Source organism: Pedobacter sp. 01N310, from assembly GCF_056399805.1.
Map to the genome: position 1 here is coordinate 624,900 of NZ_JBFTSB010000001.1, position 18,266 is coordinate 643,165.

The following is an 18,266-nucleotide window of genomic DNA, read 5'->3' on the forward strand; positions in this document are numbered from 1 at the left end:
ATGCGTTGCAATATCAGACGATATATTTAGGGCATTTTAGTAAAAACTTTTTTTTTCTTCTTTTTGTTTAAATTTTATTGAATATATTTAAACAAAATAATGACTTATTCTATTTCAGATCTTGAACAGCTTTCGGGCATCCATTCTCATACCATCAGGATCTGGGAGCAGCGGTACAATGCACTGAGTCCGATGCGATCTCAAGGCAATACGCGTTTATATGATGATAAGCAGCTTCGAAGACTATTAAACATCGTAAGCTTAAATAAAAGCGGTTTAAAAATTTCTAAAATCTGCAGCCTTTCTGATGAAGCGATTGATAAACTTCTCGACCAACAGTTCTCATATCCTACTGATGATGAGCAGACAGATTATGTTTCGCAACTCATTAGGCATGGTTTGGCTTTTGATGAGCACTCATTTAATCATTTAATTGATCAAAGCATTGATCAGTTGGGACTTTCTGATTGCTACCGGAAAATAATGTATCCATTATTGGTCCGTTTGGGCTTAATGTGGCGAAAAGACGATATTTGCCCTGCACACGAGCATTTTTTATCAAACATTATCCGTCAAAAAATATTTACACATATCAATAATCTTCCTTTAACAAGGCATGCTGGCGAAAGTTGGCTTCTTTTTTTACCGGAAGACGAGGATCATGATATTGGGCTGCTTTTTGCCAGTTATATGCTGAGGATGCATCATCATCAAGTTATTTTCTTAGGCAGCAAAGTTCCATTGGATTCAATTAAGTGGATATTTTCCACATTAAATGTAGGTCATGTTTTGCTTTTTATGATAAAGTCAAGATTAGAACCTGCCGCACAAAAATACATAGATCAATTGTCTGAAATATGCTCATCCGCTAAGATCCATCTTGCGGGAAATAGTGATGTTATTGGTAAACTAAACAATATCGGCCACATCAACTGGTTTAAAACGCTCGATGAATTTGAAAAAACAATACAATACCCTTTTTTACATGAAAGAAATTTTTGATCAACTATCTGCCAATTGTAGCCGGCTTACCACTAAGTTGTATAGTACCAGCTTTTCTTATGGTATTTATTTTCTTGGTAAAGAACTGCGTCAACCCATACACTCCATTTATGGCTTTGTACGTTTAGCAGATGAAATTGTAGATAGTTTCCATCACTATGACAAGAATTTTTTACTGGAAAAATTTAAGGAGGATACTTTCGAAGCCATTAACCTGGGCATTAGTTTAAACCCCATTTTAAATTCATTCCAAAGGGTTGTAAATCAATACCAGATAGATCTGGAGCTGATTGTTCTTTTTCTGAGGAGTATGGAGATGGATCTTTCTACGCAAGAATATACACCAGAACTTTACAACGAATATATTTTAGGCTCCGCAGAAGTGGTAGGTTTGATGTGTTTAAAGGTTTTTACCAATGGCAGTATTGCGGATTACGAACAATTGAAGCCTTACGCCATGAAATTGGGCTCTGCATTTCAGAAGGTTAATTTTTTGAGGGATGTGAAGGCTGATCATCAAACACTTAGCCGGAATTATTTTCCCAATGTTAATTTAGCCCTATTCTGCGATCATCAAAAAAAAGAAATCGAAAAAGAAATTGAAGCCGAATTTGCAATGGCCTTAACTGGTATTAAGCAGTTGCCCACAGCATCCAGAAATGGTGTATATTTGTCTTATATCTATTATAAAAAATTATTTGCTAAGATAAAGCGCTTAAGTGCTGAAAAAATTATGACTGAAAGGATAAGAATCTCGAACACGCGTAAAGTTGGTTTGATGTTTGGTTCTATTATCCGCAATAAGTTAAATGTAATTTAAATGGAAGAACAAGTTATTCTGGTTGATGAGGAGGATGTACCGAAAGGACAGATGGATAAAATGGAAGCACACGAAAAAGGTGTATTGCACCGTGCCTTTTCTGTTTTTATTTTTAATTCTAAACGGGAACTATTACTGCAGCAGAGAGCAATGAGCAAATATCATTCTGCAGGTTTATGGACGAATACCTGTTGCAGTCATCCTCGGATTGGAGAAAGTAATATCCATGCAGCAAAAAGGAGATTGATGGAAGAAATGGGGATGGACTGTGAATTGAACTATCTGTTTAAATTTACCTACAAGGCAATATTTGAAGATGGATTAACGGAACACGAAGTTGATCATGTTTTTTTTGGCATGAGTGATGAATTACCAGTTATAAATCATGATGAAGTAGAAGGCTTTAAGTATATGGATTTGGAGACCTTGGCACAGGATATTGCGATTAATCCGAGTGCTTATACGCCGTGGTTAAGAATCTGCTTGGATAAAGTTGTAACGCACGCATCAACGGCTAAAACAAAAAACGGGCATACAGCCTAAGCCATATACCCGTATCTAAATTAACGCTCTCGGGGACAAATATAGGACTAGTTTAGAAAATTCCTAAAAGTTTAACATTTCTTTTACTTTAAGATTATAGTTCGCAGTTTGGATTTATGTTGATCTGTAAATTAAGGTATTAATATATAGGTATTTATAAGTTTGGACAGAGATAAGTGCTAAAAAATATTTTTTTTCTTAGACATATCATTTTATGATATTTGTTACAGTTTTAGGTTTATCAATCTGTTTTGCTAACTTCTTTTTTCTCGATCGAGAAGCGCTTCTGTGATATTATTCATCCTCTAATTTTTGGAATTTAAATTTATCCTTAATGTGACGGTTAAAATATCTTCCTTTCGATCCGGAAGCCTTTAACATCTTATAAATTTTTTCGGGGACCTTTTTATATTGATAAATCATATCGGTTACAAAGATGATTTTCAATGTTTCTGTAGCTGCATCATAACTAAAATATTTGATTACTGATGATGGCATAATATTAATTTATACCTTAAAAAACAGCTGCTATTAAAAATGGTTTTAATCGTTTTTGAGTGCCGATTCTTCTTTCGCTGCCTTAATTTTTTCTTTTTTAAGGTCAATTCTGATGATATTGTACAAACTCATATAAACATTTGCCACCCATACTATCGAAAAGAAAGAAATAACGTAACCACGCCAATCGGGATAAAGTAAAGTGAATCTGGTAATAAAAAGCAGAATAGCGGTTACATAATGACTGAAGCAATATTCGCAGGTAAAAACATAGAAAAACTTTCGTTTAAATAACTTACTACAATTCTTCGAACGGTCTACACAAAATTCACGTGGTTCTTTAAATATTTCTTCTTTGGTAACTGTCCATGCGATGCAAGCTACGGGTAAGGCCATAATAAAGAGATAATAGATGTGTGCTTCCATGATGATCAAATTCAGGTATAAGTACAACCTTAAAGCCTTGAAAATGTTTAGTTAAGCGATAAACATTTTGAGTATATTTATGTTAGTTAAGATATATCTAATCACTTATTGTTATGGAAAGATCAGAAATTATATCTCTTTTAGAGGTAATCAATCAACAGGTTAGTTCTTCGGTTTTAGGTGGGATGGAAGAAGAGTATGAAGAATTAGAAAGTATGGGCCTGATTAAAATTAACCGCGAATCGGTACAATGGTCGTCTGCTATGACGCCTGCCGGAAATGCTTATTTGGGGCATGATTAGTTGGGGTTAAAGAATTCAGCAATCTGATTGAGTTCTGTTTGGAAGGTAAAACTTTAAGACCTCATTTGTGCAAAGGAGAGCGTCAAAATAAATTGATCATCTCTATAATTTGGAAAGCAGTTGGAGTGGTTCTTCGTTTAATGTAGTCCCGCCCCCGTTTCTGCCCCGATGAAGAATCGTGGCATTTCACTATGGTCGGGTTTAGCTTACTCCTGTTTTTGCTTTTATGCCAGTTTTCCTTGCGATAGGCAATTTACTCTTGACAATTGACTCAAGAACGCTGACTTTGGACCTCGGACTAAATAATGGTCAAAGCCATATAGCCCTGATGGCAATGGAAATCCCTTTTGGACGCCCCTTGCATTGTTTAATATCGGGTTTTAACCAAAAGGATTGGAATGGACAGCAGGACTGAACCCTCCCTAATGGCTACTGGCTTTGCGCTTCAAAAAAATAACTGTTTATTTTTAACGATTGATCAGCATCCCTCCCATCAGAATCTTTACGACTAAACTTTGACCAATTTATTGTTGGAATTCTGCTAAATTTGCAGCAAGTTTAGAATTGTGCCCTAAATAAAATAAAAGGCCATTCTATCTGCAGATATGAACGATTTACAACTTAGAACGGTAAATGTAACCAGATACGTTACGCCTTTGCGCGAGGGTGGCTCTATGCCTGCCATTGCGGAAGCTGATGATAACTTTTTATATGTACTTAAATTTAGAGGGGCAGGACAGGGTACCCGGGCTTTAATTGCCGAACTAATTGGTGGCGAAATAGCCCGCTATTTAGGTTTGCGTGTACCTGAATTGGTTTTTGCCAATTTAGATGAAGCTTTTGGGAGAACAGAACCCGACGAAGAAATCCAAGATCTGCTAAAAGCCAGCGTGGGCTTAAATTTGGCATTACACTATTTATCTGGCGCAATAACATTCGATCCGACTGTAACTACTGTTGATGCTAAACTTGCCTCGCAGATTGTATGGCTAGATTGTTTTTTAACCAACATGGACCGGACGTGCAGAAATACCAATATGTTGCTGTGGCATAAGGAGCTTTGGCTAATCGACCATGGTGCTGCATTATATTTTCATCATTCTTGGCAAAACTGGGAAGAACAGGCTATTAAACCCTTCTTTTTGGTAAAAGACCACGTATTGTTACCATGGGCAACTGAACTGGAAAGTGTAAATGATGAATTCAGCAAACTACTTAGCCCTGAAAAGATCAAATCTGTTATTAATTTAATCCCTGACGACTGGTTGGAAGGCGAAACGAACTTTGAAAGTAAAGCAGCACACCGTAATGCCTATACGCATTTCCTTACTACCAGGTTAACTCATTCAACTATATTTTTAAAGGAAGCACAGCATGCAAGGGAAATTCTTATTTGAGTACGCTGTGATTCGCGTAATGCCCAGGGTAGAACGTGAAGAATTTATTAATGTGGGCATTATTTTGTTTTGTGCCAAGCAAAAGTTTTTAAAAAGTGTTTTTTTCCTGGATGAGACAAGAGTAAAGGCTTTTTCTGCGAAGATAGATTTAGAAGAGCTAAAAGAGAACTTATGTGCTTTTGAAAGAATAAGTACAGCCGCAAAAGGATCAGGTCCCATTGGTCAATACGACCAGGCTTCCCGTTTTAGGTGGCTCACGGCAACCAGAAGTACGGTAGTGCAGTGCTCAAAAGTACACCCTGGTTTTTGCGATGATGCCGAAGAAACTCTATTAAGACTGCATAACGAGCTTGTTTTATAGCGCTATGTGCATGGCGCTAAGCGTTTGATTTACCTTTAAGAACAAATATTTTCGGCTCTTGAAGAATACATCAATCTAACAATTAAGCAATTAATCAGTTTACAATTGGCAGTTTTTAGTTAGCAATCAAACAATTTAACAATTAACCAGTTAACCAATTTTCACAATTAACCAGTTTATCCTTGCCAAAAGAATATTTCAAAAAACTCCAAGATCTGCTCAATACTGAGCGCAACGAAGATTTACAATCGTATTTAAAACTTACTGAAAATACTTCGGCTGCCGATAGGAGAGCCTTGGGTTTAACCTGGTATCCTATTGCAATCAGGAACACCGAAATAGGCCGTGGCGATTATTTAACTGTAGAGTTGGAAAGGACTACCCATCAGGATTTTTCGCATCAGTTCCGTTTTGGTTCGGCGGTGGTATTATTTTCTAATCACGATGCCAAGGAAGATCGGATAGAGGGGATTATAAATCACCAAAGTGGCAGCAGGATGAAAATCAGCTTCCGTGTTGATGAATTACCAGACTGGACCAGAGATGGCAAACTTGGTGTAGATTTACTTTTTGATAATAACAGTTACGACGAAATGCAGAGTGCCCTTAAACAGGCTACACATTTGGCAGAAAATGAATCAGAAAATAAACTGATCCGTATTTTAACGAAAGGAGAAAAACCTTCATTTCGGGGCGAAGAGAAATTTATCATTCCAAATACGCTAAACGACTCGCAGCAATTAGCGGTGAATAAAATTATTGCAGCCGATCATTTGGCTGTGGTTCATGGTCCACCAGGCACTGGAAAAACGACAACACTTGTGCACGCTATAAAATCGTTGGTTAAACACAGCGATCAAAAAATCCTGGTGGTAGCACCAAGTAATACTGCTGTTGATTTACTTACTGAAAAATTAGCGGCTGAAGGGTTAAAAGTAATCCGTGTGGGGAATCCGGCAAGGGTTTCAGAAAGATTGCTTGCGGCTACTCTTGATCATCAAATGGCCGATCATCCGGAGATGAAAACGATTAAGGCTTTAAAAAAACAAGCCAGTGAGTATAAAAACATGGCTCATAAATACAAGCGGAGCTTCGGCAAAGCAGAACGGGAGCAACGTAAGGCCTTGTTTGATGAAGCGCATAAAATTGGAAAGGAAGTAGAAAAAACGGAGCAGTATATTATGGATAATCTGTTTACTAAAGCACAGATTATTACCGCCACCCTGGTGGGAGCCAACCATTATACTGTTCGGAATTTAAAGTATAATACCATTGTAATTGATGAGGCTGGCCAGGCTTTGGAACCTGCTTGTTGGATACCGATTTTAAAAGCACAGAAAGTAATATTAGCTGGTGATCATTTTCAGCTTTCTCCAACTATAAAATCAAATGAAGCAGCCAGAAATGGTTTAAGTAATACTTTACTCGAAAAAGCAGTAAATCTTCATCCAGAGTCGGTTGTGTTGTTAAAAGAGCAATACAGAATGAACAAAAATATTATGGGTTATTCATCTCGGGTGTTTTATAAAAATGAGTTAATAGCGCATCACTCTGTTGCCGATCATTTATTGTTTACCGGCGATCAACCGATTCAATTTATCGATACTGCAGGTTGTAGTTTTGACGAAAAATTAGATGGAACAAGTACAACCAATCCTGATGAAGCTGCATTTTTGGTCAAACATTTAACGAATTTGGTTGCTAGTTTGACAGATAAAACCTTAACTGATAGTTTTCCGTCTGTTGCCATTGTCTCCCCTTATAAACAGCAGGTTCAGATTTTAAATGCGTTGGTTCAGGAAAATGAAATTTTAAATCCATATCGCAATAACATTGCAGTTAACACCATTGATAGCTTTCAGGGGCAGGAACGTGATGTGGTTTATATTAGCCTCACCAGGAGTAATGGTGATGGAAGCATTGGGTTTTTGTCAGATACCAGGAGAATGAATGTTGCCATGACAAGGGCAAAGAAAAAGCTGGTTGTTATTGGCGATAGTTCTACTTTATCGAAATCTAATTTTTATGCTGAATTTATCCAGTATGCTGAGCAATTGAACGCATACCACAGCGCCTGGGAATTTATGGAGCTGTAACCGTAAAATTGTTGCTTTTTACAATTGCTTCACATGATATGACGCAAGTTGATGCTAAACCTTTTCCAGTTTCTTTTCTTCTGCGAGTTTGCCCGATATACTGGCCCCTGCAATTAACAGTTCTTGCGTAATGGTTTTGGTATATTCTGTAATTTCTGATTTAAAATCTTTTACGGATGAGCCTGAACGTATTTCTTCCAATCTTTTTTCCCACTGTCCGGTAAGTTCAGCCTGTGCAATCTGCTTGTCCTTCACTACTTCATAAACAGCCAAACCTTTATTGGTAGGTACAAGATTTCGCTTTTCCCTTGTAATATATTCTCTGGTGATTAACGTTTCGATAATGGATGCACGAGTTGCCGGCGTACCTAAGCCACTATCTTTCATGGCATAACGCAGTTCTTCGTCTTCAATCTCTTTACCACAGGTTTCGAGCGCTTTTAATAGCGAAGCCTCGTTATACATTGGCTTTGGTTTAGTCTGCTTTTCTAAAAGAGATTTTTCTGTTATAGGCAATAGTTCTCCAACAGCAACCTTTGGTAAAGCTACATTGTCTTCATCTTTTTTATCATCTTCAGGGTCGTTAAAAACAGCCCGCCAGCCTGCAGAGCGGATTACCGTTCCATTGGCCACAAACGTAACTCCTGATTGAATGGTTATTTTGGTTAACTCCTTAATACATTCCTGATGAAAAGCCTCAATCATCCGACCAACAACCATATCGTATACAGCTTGTTTATCTGAGCTTAGCCCATAAGCTTGTTCGCCGGTTGGTAAAACAGCATGGTGATCGGTTACTTTTTTAGCGTTAACACTTCGCTTATTTAAAGTGATGGTTTGCAAAAACTGTGCTTGCTTTCCAAAATCAGCATGATCGGTAAATTTTGCAATCAAATCTGGAACTCCGGCAAAAACATCATCACCAATGTAGCGCGATCCGGTACGGGGGTAAGAAACCAATTTGCTCTCGTACAGGTTTTGCAAAATATTAAGTGTTTGATCAGCAGTATATCCCTTTTTCTTATTGGCTTCTTGCTGTAAACTACTTAAGTCGTGCAATAAGGGAGGTGGTTCTTTTCTTGGCTTTGCTTCTACAGCTGTAATGTTTCCGCCGGTTGGAAAACCAGAAGCCACATCCTCTACAAGCGCAAATAACTTTTCTACTTCTTCCTTTTCTTTATAATTCGAGGTTGATATAGCCTTAAAAACCTGTTCATCTTTAGAAAGTAAAATACTGATTTGATAATAGGTTTGAGGAACGAAATTTTTAATCTCCAAAAAACGAGCACAGATCATGGCCAGGGTAGGCGTTTGTACCCGCCCTAATGAAAGAACTGTTCTGTTACCTGCCGAAATACTTAGCGCCTGTGTGGCATTCATTCCCACCAGCCAGTCTGACTCTGAGCGGCAATGGGCCGAATTAAACAAGGTATCGTAATCGGTTCCGGGTTTTAAATTTCTGAATCCATCTTTTATAGCTTCATCTGTTTGCGAAGAGATCCAAAGGCGTTTGAAAGGTTTTTTGCATTTGAGGTAATAATAAATGTACCTGAAAATTAATTCACCCTCACGCCCCGCATCCGTAGCCACAATAATTTCACTCGCCTCATCAAAAAGTTTTTTTATGGTGTCTAATTGTTTTCGCACTGCCGGATCTTCTACAAAACCATCTTTTGTTTTAATCTTTCTAATGGCAAGTTTAAACTTTTGCGGAAGCATGGGTAAATGTTGCTTCCTCCAGCCAATAAAGCCATAATCTTGAGGGGGAGCCAATTGTAATAAATGCCCGAATGCCCAGGTAAAAGAATATCCTTTACCTTCAATGTATCCATCTTTTCTGGTGGTTGCTCCGAAAACTTTAGCAAGTTCACGACCAACAGAGGGCTTTTCTGCAATTACAATCTTCATGAATGGGCTTATCTTTTCAACCCCAAAGATGATTAAAATATTGGCAACCGATTAAAAAAATTACTCACAATGCTACTTAACATTCGTTTGGGCAAACAATTATCAGATAACTTTGTCCATCATTTGTGTCAGAAATTTATATATCGGATTGATTAACAATTCGGTAATATCACTATCTAACAGCTACAATTGATTTTTAATGAATGGATAAAATTTATGAACTGGCAGGTAATAAAATTAAAGTAGGGCTCGAACCACAATTAATCCGCGTGTATAGTAATGCTCAACTTTGGACTTATCTTGATGGAAAAGCAGATGCAAGGTTTGAGCTTTTGATAAATACAATTAAAGCCGATTATGAACAGCATTTCGGTAAAGCACTAGCGATTTCTAACGCTTCGCTTATTGTAGAAATCCTGGTACATGTGTATTGCGATTATCTGGGACTATCCTTCAATCGCATGGTGCAAATAAAATGGATTCAAGCTTTGGTTAAAAAACTGCTCAAACGGGCAGAAGTTGTAGACTGCGGCGAAAAGGGGGTAGACAGTAACCGTTGGGTTTGGGATTTACTAGCCAGTAGCAAATCGTTTTTTATCTGGATTTTACCTAAAAACCTGAACGCCAAAAATATTAAACAACATTAATCCATTTGGGCTGCTAAAATCTGTTCCTGATTTAATACAACACTTGCTGCCAGTGTTTCATTTAAAAATGATGAATTGTATTGTTGTTCTGAATTATTGATGAACAGTACCGTTCGGTCAGAGATGGTATTGATCACCTGATCGGCCAACTTAGCCGGGACAGCAGGACAACCCTGACTTCTGCCCAGTCTGCCTAATTGATCGATGCTTTTTTGACTTACATAACTGGCGCCATGAACCACAATGGACCTTTCTCTTGCATTGCTGTTAAAACCTTGGTCCATACCATCCAATTTAAGCGAACGGCCATGTTTTCCGTAGTAGACTTCACCGGTTAAATAAAAACCTAAGCTACTCTGGTTCGAATTGATATTGTTGGAAAAGTAGGCTGGTTTATCGCCACCACTGTTTTGCCCATGAGCTACCCAAGTATTTAATACCAGTTTTTTGCTCGCAAGATCGATAATATACAGGCGTTTTTTAGAACTTTCCTGATCAAAATCGGCAATGGTTAAAATAGATTTGCTATTTAAAAGACCAGAATATTTTAAGTTATAAAAACCGGTTAGGGCTTTTTCAAAAACCTGTTCACTTAATCCGGCAGAATCTAAATGAACCTGATGGTAAATATTTGAGATATATTGATTGTATAAGCTATCTGTAGCTACGTACTTAACTACTTCTTGTTGTGTATGGGGAAGCTCCGCTGCTTTCCAACTTGTTCCGACAATGCTCATACCCATCAAAAAAATCGTAGCAATGTCCAGGATGTATTTCTTCATTCAGTATGGTTTAGTTTGATATTGAGCTATTTATACGGTTGTTTTGCTCAAATGTTGCCCAAATCAATTCTGTAGCGTTTCAAATACATTTGGTTTTACATTTTCGTGACTTAAAGCGGAATAATATAGCTTTTAGGAATGTGAGGCGGCAAGCTATATCATATCTGTTGTTTCCCGCAGAATCGCAGAAGGACACAGATTTGAGTAGCTTGTCATGCCTAACGGAAATGATCCTCTCTAATTAAATTATAATCTGTGTTAATCGCTTTAATCTGCGGGGGAAAACTTACTAATTTTTCTTTAAATCTATTTTCCTATTTTTGCTGCATAAAAATGTAAAATGCCAAACGAAGAAAATGATTACTCTTTCTGGACCAAATACAAAAGATTTGCTTCAACAGAAATTTTGATGTACCTGATCATGATTATTGGTATTGGCCTCGGGATTATTTTTTTAAGCTAAGTGCTAATTTTAAATAATCTGCAGCATTTACATCATTAATGAATTTCGAAAACTCATTATACTGCGCTGCAGGAAATGTACCATCGTTTAGTATAAATTTCCGGTAATAGGTTAGTTTGTTGCCTACTAAGCTGGCCTTACATACATATTCTCCGAAAGGGCTTTTAAAAGCTTTATCTTGTCCAATAATCAATTCTGTAATTACATTATCTGGCAAGGTATAAACAATGCTATCTTCGTCTGTATATCCACGGTTAATGTAAACAGGCAGTGTTCTGTTCTTTATTTCAGGAATTGACCGCCTCAGGTTAAAGGCATTGAGCTGTAAAAACATTTTATTTCCATTAACAGGCGCATAATTTCTGATATTAATGCTTACTTCTTCAGTTAATTTGGGCGATATATCTTTTTTCTGCGCAAAGGACACTGCTTCGAAATCAATATTGTCAATGTTATAAGCTTCTTTTAGTAGTTTATGCTGTTCGGTTATTGATTTACCAATCAGCGATTCCTGATTTTCATATTGTGAGCCAGCATACACGGTATTCATTTTTCCAGATACAGTGCCATCTAACTGAACAGTTAAGTTGGCTTTACGTATCTGCAAGTTCTCAGCAGTTGTTAGTTTTGGTGTATGCAATAGTTTACCTCCCTCGTTAGTACAGGCAAGCACCAATCTATCATCCGTAAAATCGCTTAAAAAGCCAAAGGGGATTTTTTGGCTGGTGCATTCTAACCAGGTTGTGTCGCCCTTTAACGGCATGCATAAAATAATATGATTGCCTTGTACCATACTGGCATAGTTCGGGTCCATACTTTTCTTTTCAGAACCAGCCGATACTACGCAGTAATAAGAATCTATATTTGCTGCACTGAGCAGGCTTTGCATATAGTTTACTAAAGCTTTACAATCACCATAAGCCAACCGATCTACTTCGCTGGCTGCAATCGGCTGAAAACCACCAATACCAATCTGTACACTAATGTATCTTGTTTTCTCTTGTAAGTACTGATAGATTTTACGCGCCTTATCCTTGTCCGTTTTTTCGTTCTTTACAAGATCCTTTATCATTTCGATGGTGGCAGGTGGCAAGGCTTTGCGTTCTGCTAACAAATCGTCATAAATCCACTTGCCTAGCTCTTTCCAGTTGGTATAACTGCCTTTATGGTTGTAATAATAAAACGCTTGCGGGGCAATCTGGATGTTGGTTGCATAAGTTTCGTGCGCCGGGCTATAGGGTTCAGTTCTAACCGCCAGGATATTATTTGCCTTCCAAATTGTTTTTTTCTGCTTCTCATCAGTTAGTACTTCTGGTGTTCCGCTATAATTCTGGGTTTTTATTCTTACCTGATCTGTTGGCTTACAAATAAAGGTATAAGTACTTTTCTCTACTGAAACATCATCTGCTGGTTTCGGGCTCCAATCGGGTATAATCAGATTTTGTTTATTTCTAATTTCATAATTGTAAACCAGGGTGTAAGGATATTGGTTTACCGGTGGTAGATAGTGTTTTACGCGGCTATCAACAAATAGGGAGAACCCATCGGCCGCGCTCATATCAGCAAAATCGTTTTGAGAAAACTTGTTGGTGAGTTTGCCAACGCTGTTGTAAACTTCTCCTCTTATCCCTTTAATTGAAATATTTTTATCGTAATAGAGTACCAAACGTGCTTCGTCCTCTCCATTTTGGTTAAATACCGTAATGGCTTTTTTTACATTAAGCATTACGTTATCAGGCGAGCGCATATCGATGGTTGTTTCTTCATTCCTGATACAGGCATTGGCGCGGTTGCGCAGGTTAGCGGGAATTAAATCAACATCATAGTTGTCTTGCGCAAAGCCAACAACAGAAACTAAAAGCAAGGAAAATGTGGTAAATAAGAATCTCATTTAATTTGCTTTTTTTAATAAAAACTCTGTTTTCTGGTTTTGGATGATCTTGCTATAGAATTCCTTTAAGAAAAGATATTCTTCAGGCTGATAAATAGCATTGTTAAACTGTAAAATCTGACTCATCGAAATAGTGTTTCCATCTAAACCTGTTTGCAATAAATACTTTCCACCAGAATTGGGTAAAGCTATTGCCATATCTTTTGGTTTTTCTATCAATTGGTATTTTTCTGGTAAAAGCACATTGATGATAATGCGCTCGTCAGACGCTGCACCCAAATCAACTGGGTAGGTACGTTCGTTTAAATTAAATGGATTTTTCGAAATGGTATTGATAAAAAATGGGCTAAAATAAAACTGATCTTTATTTGTACCATCGTTTATGGTAAACTCTACCTCGTATTTTTCTATTAAAGAATTTTCTACACTATCCAGGTTCAAAATTTGATGATCAAGTATCTTAATTCTGGTTAAACGTTCATCAAGCTTCTCGACATATTCATCCGGCGAATTGTATCGAAGAATATCTTTACGTTTGCCATATGCCGCGTAACCCATGGTATGGGTAGTTAAAGTGCCAATGATTTTTCCTTCAGTTGTCATTTTTCCTGTTAGGATATAACTGGTAGTTGTTTTCTGGCTGGCCTTTAAATCAATCCAGTAAGATGGTTTCTTTAAATTGATTACCCTGCCCTGGTCGTTAATACACCGAAGTGGTAACAATCCGAAGGGTAGAAGTGGTTCTGTAGCATCCAGTAAATAACTTTTATCGGCAAGATTTACTTTAGCAACCAGGTAATTAAAATCACTCATTACCGGATAAAGCTTGTTTACTGTTCCATTATCACGGGTAGAAAGGATAACAGCCTCTACATCTAAACCAGCTGCAGAAAGTGCCGCAATTAGGCTCAGGTTAATATCTGCTACGTTGCCCGATCTGTTTTCTAGTGCTTTTTTAATGTTATCTTCGGCGTATTTTCCGTAATAATTATTCCATTTGATCTGTTTTTTAATGTAATTATAAACGGCTTTTGCTTTATCTAAATCGGTAGTGCTTCCTTTCGTAATTTCTGGAATGAGGTCTTTAAAAACATCTTTCCTTTTCATCTGATCGCCCAGGGTTTTATACGATGACAGTTCATAATCAACATCTTTCCAGGTTTTAGTATAGGAAGTTTTTGCTCCATTCAAATTCTGTACGTCCGAAAGCTCAAAATAAATAGCCGATTTAAAGTTACTGGGCGCGGTCATGTTATCCTCTTCGATAAATGCCGGAATGTTTTTCATCATGTAGTTGATTTTTGAGCAATCGATAGCTACGCCTGAAAGCCTTAAACATTCTTTGCTCAGTTCTGCTTTTTGATCCGTCAGTTTTTGAAATCCACGTAAGGAAACATTGTAATTGTAAATGCCTGGGATGTAAACCAAATATTCGCTAATCACCTTTGGAATGCTGCTTTGAAATTCCCATGTTTTGAAATTAAATAAGTTGGGCGATTTTAACCTATAACTATATTCAATTATAGCGCCTTCTTTGAGGTTTGGAAGCGTAAACTTGGTTAGTCTGGTGTATTTTGACCGGTTTTCAGTGAAAACAGCCTTTCTGTCCATTACGGTTTCTACAAAATTATTGTTTACATAATTAAAAGTAGAAGCTTTTAAATCATTGATCGTTTCTTCGCGAGATTCGTCTTTATAGGTTGGAATAACAATATTAGCTTCCTTAAAGCCTTCTTTATTATAGATTTTGATTTTCACATGGTGCTCAAAAATCAGTTCTAAACTTCCAGTATTATCATCCCTTTGGATAGATGCTGTACCAAACTCTTTTAAAACAATAGCGTTGGCATTACTGTCTAATTTTTTTCTGTCGAATTCGTAATCATCATAAGTGATTGCGCCAAAGTCAAAGTTTTGAGCATGAGTAGTTAATGATAAAAATAGGAGGAATAGTATGGCTAATGTCTTATTCATTTGAGCGTATATAAATTGTCGCAATTTAATCCTACAAACTAACATTCTGAAATAATTTGACAATTAAATTTATAAATTAATAAAGCTGTTTTACAGAACTAATGAAACCTTTTTAGCACTTTTGAAAAAAAAGAATTTGACATTCCGATTCAAATCTAATGTCGCCAATCTCACATCATAAGAAATGAAATTAAATTTAAAGCGCCCATTAGCATTTTTTGATTTAGAAGCTACTGGAATTAATGTTGGAGCCGACAGAATCGTTGAAATAGCGATTTTAAAAGCCATGCCAGATGGTTCTGAACTGGTTAAAACCTGGCGTGTAAATCCAGAAATGCCGATTCCTTTGCAAACTTCGTTAATACACGGTATTTATGATGAAGACATTGCAAACGAGCCTACCTTTAAAACTTTGGCAGCCGAAATTGCCGAATTTATTGGAGAAAGTGATCTGGCGGGATACAATTCGAATAAATTTGATATCCCGATGCTTTTAGAAGAATTTTTAAGAGCTGAAGTAGATTTTGATATGAATAACCGCAAGTTTGTTGATGTACAGAATATATTCCATCAAATGGAGCAACGTACCTTAAAAGCGGCTTATAAATTCTATTGTCAGGAAGATTTAATTAATGCACATGCTGCAGAAGCAGATGTTATTGCCACTTATAAGGTTTTACTTGGACAGTTAGAAATGTACAAAGAAACCGAGTTTGAGAGCAAACAAGGTGTAAAAAGTATTCCCGTTGTAAATGACGTAGATGCACTGCATATTTTTACCAATATTAATAAACCGGTAGATTTTGCTGGTAGATTGGTGTATAATGATAATGATGAAGTGTGTTTCAATTTTGGTAAACATAAAGGTAAAACAACAGCACAGGTATTTTCAGTAGAACCTAGTTATTATGCCTGGATGAAGAATGGCGATTTCCCCTTGTACACAAAGAAGAAATTAGATGAGGAGTGGGCAAAATTCAATGTAAAGAAAAATGAGAACAGGGCAGCACGACCTCAAAATAATACACCTGCCAATAAACCTCAATATCAACAGAAACCTCAACCAAAGACAGAAAAACCTGCACAGCCGATTAATACAGATATGTTGGAGCAGTTGAAAATGAAGTTTGGTAAGTAGATTTTGGTTAATCGGTTAATATTGATTTTTTATTAAAAGATAAGATTACGCTATGCGCAAAGCGCTTTGCCCTAAACTCAAAAAATGAAATCTATAAAAATATTTAGCCTTTTATTGTGTACAGCGTTTTACGCTAATGCGCAGACTACTTTATCAATAGCACCTGAATTTCAAAAAACCTATCAAAAGGAAACGAGAAATATGGACGGAAAACCTGGGAAAAATTATTGGCAAAATATTTCAAAATATGATCTTAATGTAGATTTTAATCCAACCAGCAGGTTGTTAAAAGGTAAGGTTCAGGTAACTTATACCAATAATAGTCCTGATACGCTGAAGCAGATATGGTTTAAGCTTTACCCAAATCTATATAAAAAAGGAACACCAAGAAAGTCAAAATTGGCAGAGTCTGACCTGGGTGATGGAGTTGATATTGAAAAACTGGCAACGAACGGAAAGTCAATCACTGATTTTAAAATTGATGGAACCAATATGACGGTGAATGTTCCTGCGGTTGTTCCTGGCAGAACCATTAGCTTTTCTATAGATTATAGCTATACTTTAAATAAAGGATCGCATATGCGTACAGGTCAGGTAGATGAGGGATCTCATTTCGTGGCTTACTTTTTCCCGCGTATTGCGGTTTATGATGATGTAGACGGGTGGAATAAATTCCCTTACACAGGAGCTGAGGAGTTTTATAACGATTTTGACCAGTTCAATGCTTCAATTACGGTTCCAGGTGGATATGGAGTTTGGGCAACCGGCGACCTGAAAAACCCTTCAGAAGTTTTCCAGAAAGATATTGTTTCCAGAATGTTATCTGCCGAAAAAAATGACGCTGTAATTGATGTGATTACCGACAAAGATTTAGCTGATAAAAAAGTAACTCAGCAGAATGCTTTTAATACCTTTAAATTCGAGGCTAAAAACGTTACTGATTTTGTATTTGCGCTAAGCGATCATTACCTGTGGAAATCGAGCAGTTTAGTAGTTGATCCTAAAACAAAAAGAAGAACCCGTGTTGATGCTGTTTTTAATCCAAAACATAAAGATTATTACGAAGTGATTGATTTCGCCCGTAAAACGGTTGAAGCCATGAGTTATACTTTTCCTAAATGGCCTTTTCCATACAATCATGAAACGATATTCGATGGTTTGGACCAAATGGAATACCCAATGATGGTGAACGATAACCCGGTTGATAACCGCACAGATGCGATTACTTTAACCGACCATGAAATTTTTCATACTATGTTTCCTTTTTACATGGGCATAAATGAGACAAAATATGGTTGGATGGACGAAGGTTGGGCCACAATAGGCGAGTGGTTGATTTCTCCGATGATTGATTCTACAATTGTTGATGAATACGGCGTACAACCTACTGCTTCGTCATCTGGCGGCAAAGATGATACCCCAATAATGACTTTAACACCAGATTTAAAAGGATCAGGATCTTTTACCAATTCGTACCCTAAACCAGGTTTGGCTTATTTGTTTGTTAAAGATTACCTAGGAGATGAACTGTTTACCAAAGCTTTGCATACTTATATTAAAAACTGGAATGGTAAACACCCGATGCCATACGATTTCTTTAATAGCATGAATGAGGGAAGCGGTAAAAATTTAAACTGGTTCTGGAAAGACTGGTTTTTTGAAGATGGCGTTACCGATATGGCTATTAAAGCAGTTGACAAAACATCAAGTGGATATACAATTACCATTGAGAACAAAAGCGTTAAGCCGTTGCCAATCGATTTATCCCTGACTTATGACGATGGTTCTGTCGAAAATAACCATAACACTATTGGTGTTTGGGAAAAAGGGGATACGCAAGTGAAAATAAATATAAAAACAAGCAAGAAATTATCAAAAGTAGTGATGGGAAACCCACACACCCCTGATAAAGTGAAAAGCGATAATGGTTTTTCATTGAATTAGATGAATACGGAGGAAGTTAAGTTGAACTGAGCAAATCGCCCAAAAACTTGACTTCCTTAACATAGGTAAGTTTT

17 protein-coding genes are annotated in these 18,266 nt (G+C 37.0%); 11 read left to right on the top strand and 6 right to left on the bottom strand.

Translation table 11 applies throughout. The annotated features are described in order from the left end of the window. The first annotated feature begins 99 nt into the window (after nt 1–99). From AC1DNH_RS02220 to idi, 3 genes are read left to right on the top strand one after another with little or no spacing between them, the layout of a single operon-like run. Nucleotides 100–1,002 carry a MerR family transcriptional regulator gene (locus AC1DNH_RS02220; RefSeq protein WP_477585272.1) on the top strand — a complete coding sequence of 301 codons (903 nt, stop codon included), beginning with the start codon at nt 100–102 and terminating at the stop codon, nt 1,000–1,002. Beyond that, complete coding sequence (locus tag AC1DNH_RS02225) at nt 986–1,822, top strand: phytoene/squalene synthase family protein (protein WP_477607598.1); 837 nt, start codon at nt 986–988, stop codon at nt 1,820–1,822. The genes AC1DNH_RS02220 and AC1DNH_RS02225 overlap by 17 nt, the downstream gene beginning before the upstream one ends. Further along, nucleotides 1,823–2,365 carry an isopentenyl-diphosphate Delta-isomerase gene (gene idi / locus AC1DNH_RS02230; RefSeq protein WP_477582399.1) on the top strand — a complete coding sequence of 181 codons (543 nt, stop codon included), beginning with the start codon at nt 1,823–1,825 and terminating at the stop codon, nt 2,363–2,365. Between the two features lie 294 nt (nt 2,366–2,659). Here the strand turns inward: idi and AC1DNH_RS02235 are convergent, their stop codons facing one another. After that, nucleotides 2,660–2,863: a KTSC domain-containing protein gene (locus AC1DNH_RS02235; RefSeq protein WP_477582397.1), complete on the bottom strand. Its 204-nt coding sequence runs from the start codon at nt 2,861–2,863 to the stop codon at nt 2,660–2,662. 45 nt (nt 2,864–2,908) lie between these two features. Further along, nucleotides 2,909–3,289 carry a hypothetical protein gene (locus tag AC1DNH_RS02240; protein ID WP_477582395.1) on the bottom strand — a complete coding sequence of 127 codons (381 nt, stop codon included), beginning with the start codon at nt 3,287–3,289 and terminating at the stop codon, nt 2,909–2,911. Between the two features lie 113 nt (nt 3,290–3,402). Between AC1DNH_RS02240 and AC1DNH_RS02245 the strand changes: the two genes are divergently transcribed. From AC1DNH_RS02245 to AC1DNH_RS02260, 4 genes are all read left to right on the top strand, one after another. Next, on the top strand, nt 3,403–3,591 hold the full coding sequence (locus tag AC1DNH_RS02245; RefSeq protein WP_057934571.1) for a hypothetical protein: 189 nt from the start codon (nt 3,403–3,405) through the stop codon (nt 3,589–3,591). A 605-nt stretch (nt 3,592–4,196) separates the two neighbouring features. Continuing rightward, the gene (locus AC1DNH_RS02250; RefSeq protein ID WP_477582394.1) at nt 4,197–4,988 is read left to right on the top strand and encodes a HipA family kinase; all 792 of its coding nucleotides are present in this window, start codon (nt 4,197–4,199) and stop codon (nt 4,986–4,988) included. Continuing rightward, nucleotides 4,966–5,349, top strand: coding sequence for a DUF3037 domain-containing protein (locus tag AC1DNH_RS02255; protein ID WP_477582393.1), 384 nt, complete (start codon nt 4,966–4,968; stop codon nt 5,347–5,349). The genes AC1DNH_RS02250 and AC1DNH_RS02255 overlap by 23 nt, the downstream gene beginning before the upstream one ends. Nucleotides 5,350–5,531: 182 nt before the next feature. Continuing rightward, nucleotides 5,532–7,445 (top strand): AAA domain-containing protein, encoded by a 1,914-nt coding sequence (locus AC1DNH_RS02260; RefSeq protein ID WP_477607596.1) that lies wholly within the window; start codon nt 5,532–5,534, stop codon nt 7,443–7,445. A gap of 54 nt (nt 7,446–7,499) precedes the next feature. Here AC1DNH_RS02260 and topB read toward each other — a convergent pair whose 3' ends face one another. After that, entirely contained in the window at nt 7,500–9,353 is a 1,854-nt protein-coding gene (gene topB, locus AC1DNH_RS02265; protein WP_477582388.1) for a DNA topoisomerase III, read from the bottom strand. Between the two features lie 203 nt (nt 9,354–9,556). Between topB and AC1DNH_RS02270 the strand changes: the two genes are divergently transcribed. Continuing rightward, nucleotides 9,557–10,000: a hypothetical protein gene (locus AC1DNH_RS02270; RefSeq protein WP_051691878.1), complete on the top strand. Its 444-nt coding sequence runs from the start codon at nt 9,557–9,559 to the stop codon at nt 9,998–10,000. On the opposite strand, the gene AC1DNH_RS02275 is transcribed toward AC1DNH_RS02270, so the two are convergent. Continuing rightward, nucleotides 9,997–10,782 (bottom strand): murein L,D-transpeptidase catalytic domain family protein, encoded by a 786-nt coding sequence (locus tag AC1DNH_RS02275; RefSeq protein WP_477582387.1) that lies wholly within the window; start codon nt 10,780–10,782, stop codon nt 9,997–9,999. The two genes, AC1DNH_RS02270 and AC1DNH_RS02275, sit on opposite strands and share 4 nt — an antisense overlap. Nucleotides 10,783–11,122: 340 nt before the next feature. On the opposite strand from AC1DNH_RS02275, the gene AC1DNH_RS02280 reads away from it, so the two are divergent. After that, complete coding sequence (locus tag AC1DNH_RS02280; protein WP_255512125.1) at nt 11,123–11,245, top strand: hypothetical protein; 123 nt, start codon at nt 11,123–11,125, stop codon at nt 11,243–11,245. Here the strand turns inward: AC1DNH_RS02280 and AC1DNH_RS02285 are convergent. Together AC1DNH_RS02285 and AC1DNH_RS02290 are read right to left on the bottom strand one after the other, a co-directional pair. Further along, the gene (locus AC1DNH_RS02285; protein ID WP_477607594.1) at nt 11,229–13,136 is read right to left on the bottom strand and encodes a DUF3857 domain-containing protein; all 1,908 of its coding nucleotides are present in this window, start codon (nt 13,134–13,136) and stop codon (nt 11,229–11,231) included. The two genes, AC1DNH_RS02280 and AC1DNH_RS02285, sit on opposite strands and share 17 nt — an antisense overlap. Beyond that, nucleotides 13,137–15,110 carry a transglutaminase family protein gene (locus tag AC1DNH_RS02290; protein WP_477607592.1) on the bottom strand — a complete coding sequence of 658 codons (1,974 nt, stop codon included), beginning with the start codon at nt 15,108–15,110 and terminating at the stop codon, nt 13,137–13,139. It lies immediately after the preceding gene. A 184-nt stretch (nt 15,111–15,294) separates the two neighbouring features. On the opposite strand from AC1DNH_RS02290, the gene AC1DNH_RS02295 reads away from it, so the two are divergent. Further along, entirely contained in the window at nt 15,295–16,248 is a 954-nt protein-coding gene (locus AC1DNH_RS02295; protein WP_477582300.1) for an exonuclease domain-containing protein, read from the top strand. 84 nt (nt 16,249–16,332) lie between these two features. Beyond that, on the top strand, nt 16,333–18,192 hold the full coding sequence (locus AC1DNH_RS02300) for a M1 family metallopeptidase (RefSeq protein WP_477625124.1): 1,860 nt from the start codon (nt 16,333–16,335) through the stop codon (nt 18,190–18,192). The last annotated feature ends 74 nt before the right edge of the window (nt 18,193–18,266 follow it).

Excerpts from the sequence above, each read along its gene's own strand:
- AC1DNH_RS02220 (WP_477585272.1), top strand. The coding sequence starts at position 100 with ATGACTTATTCTATTTCAGATCTTGAACAGCTTTCGGGCATCCATTCT.
- AC1DNH_RS02225 (WP_477607598.1), top strand. The coding sequence starts at position 986 with ATGAAAGAAATTTTTGATCAACTATCTGCCAATTGTAGCCGGCTTACC.
- idi (WP_477582399.1), top strand. The coding sequence starts at position 1,823 with ATGGAAGAACAAGTTATTCTGGTTGATGAGGAGGATGTACCGAAAGGA.
- AC1DNH_RS02235 (WP_477582397.1), bottom strand. The coding sequence starts at position 2,863 with ATGCCATCATCAGTAATCAAATATTTTAGTTATGATGCAGCTACAGAA.
- AC1DNH_RS02240 (WP_477582395.1), bottom strand. The coding sequence starts at position 3,289 with ATGGAAGCACACATCTATTATCTCTTTATTATGGCCTTACCCGTAGCT.
- AC1DNH_RS02245 (WP_057934571.1), top strand. The coding sequence starts at position 3,403 with ATGGAAAGATCAGAAATTATATCTCTTTTAGAGGTAATCAATCAACAG.
- AC1DNH_RS02250 (WP_477582394.1), top strand. The coding sequence starts at position 4,197 with ATGAACGATTTACAACTTAGAACGGTAAATGTAACCAGATACGTTACG.
- AC1DNH_RS02255 (WP_477582393.1), top strand. The coding sequence starts at position 4,966 with ATGCAAGGGAAATTCTTATTTGAGTACGCTGTGATTCGCGTAATGCCC.
- topB (WP_477582388.1), bottom strand. The coding sequence starts at position 9,353 with ATGAAGATTGTAATTGCAGAAAAGCCCTCTGTTGGTCGTGAACTTGCT.
- AC1DNH_RS02270 (WP_051691878.1), top strand. The coding sequence starts at position 9,557 with ATGGATAAAATTTATGAACTGGCAGGTAATAAAATTAAAGTAGGGCTC.
- AC1DNH_RS02275 (WP_477582387.1), bottom strand. The coding sequence starts at position 10,782 with ATGAAGAAATACATCCTGGACATTGCTACGATTTTTTTGATGGGTATG.
- AC1DNH_RS02280 (WP_255512125.1), top strand. The coding sequence starts at position 11,123 with ATGCCAAACGAAGAAAATGATTACTCTTTCTGGACCAAATACAAAAGA.
- AC1DNH_RS02285 (WP_477607594.1), bottom strand. The coding sequence starts at position 13,136 with ATGAGATTCTTATTTACCACATTTTCCTTGCTTTTAGTTTCTGTTGTT.
- AC1DNH_RS02290 (WP_477607592.1), bottom strand. The coding sequence starts at position 15,110 with ATGAATAAGACATTAGCCATACTATTCCTCCTATTTTTATCATTAACT.
- AC1DNH_RS02295 (WP_477582300.1), top strand. The coding sequence starts at position 15,295 with ATGAAATTAAATTTAAAGCGCCCATTAGCATTTTTTGATTTAGAAGCT.
- AC1DNH_RS02300 (WP_477625124.1), top strand. The coding sequence starts at position 16,333 with ATGAAATCTATAAAAATATTTAGCCTTTTATTGTGTACAGCGTTTTAC.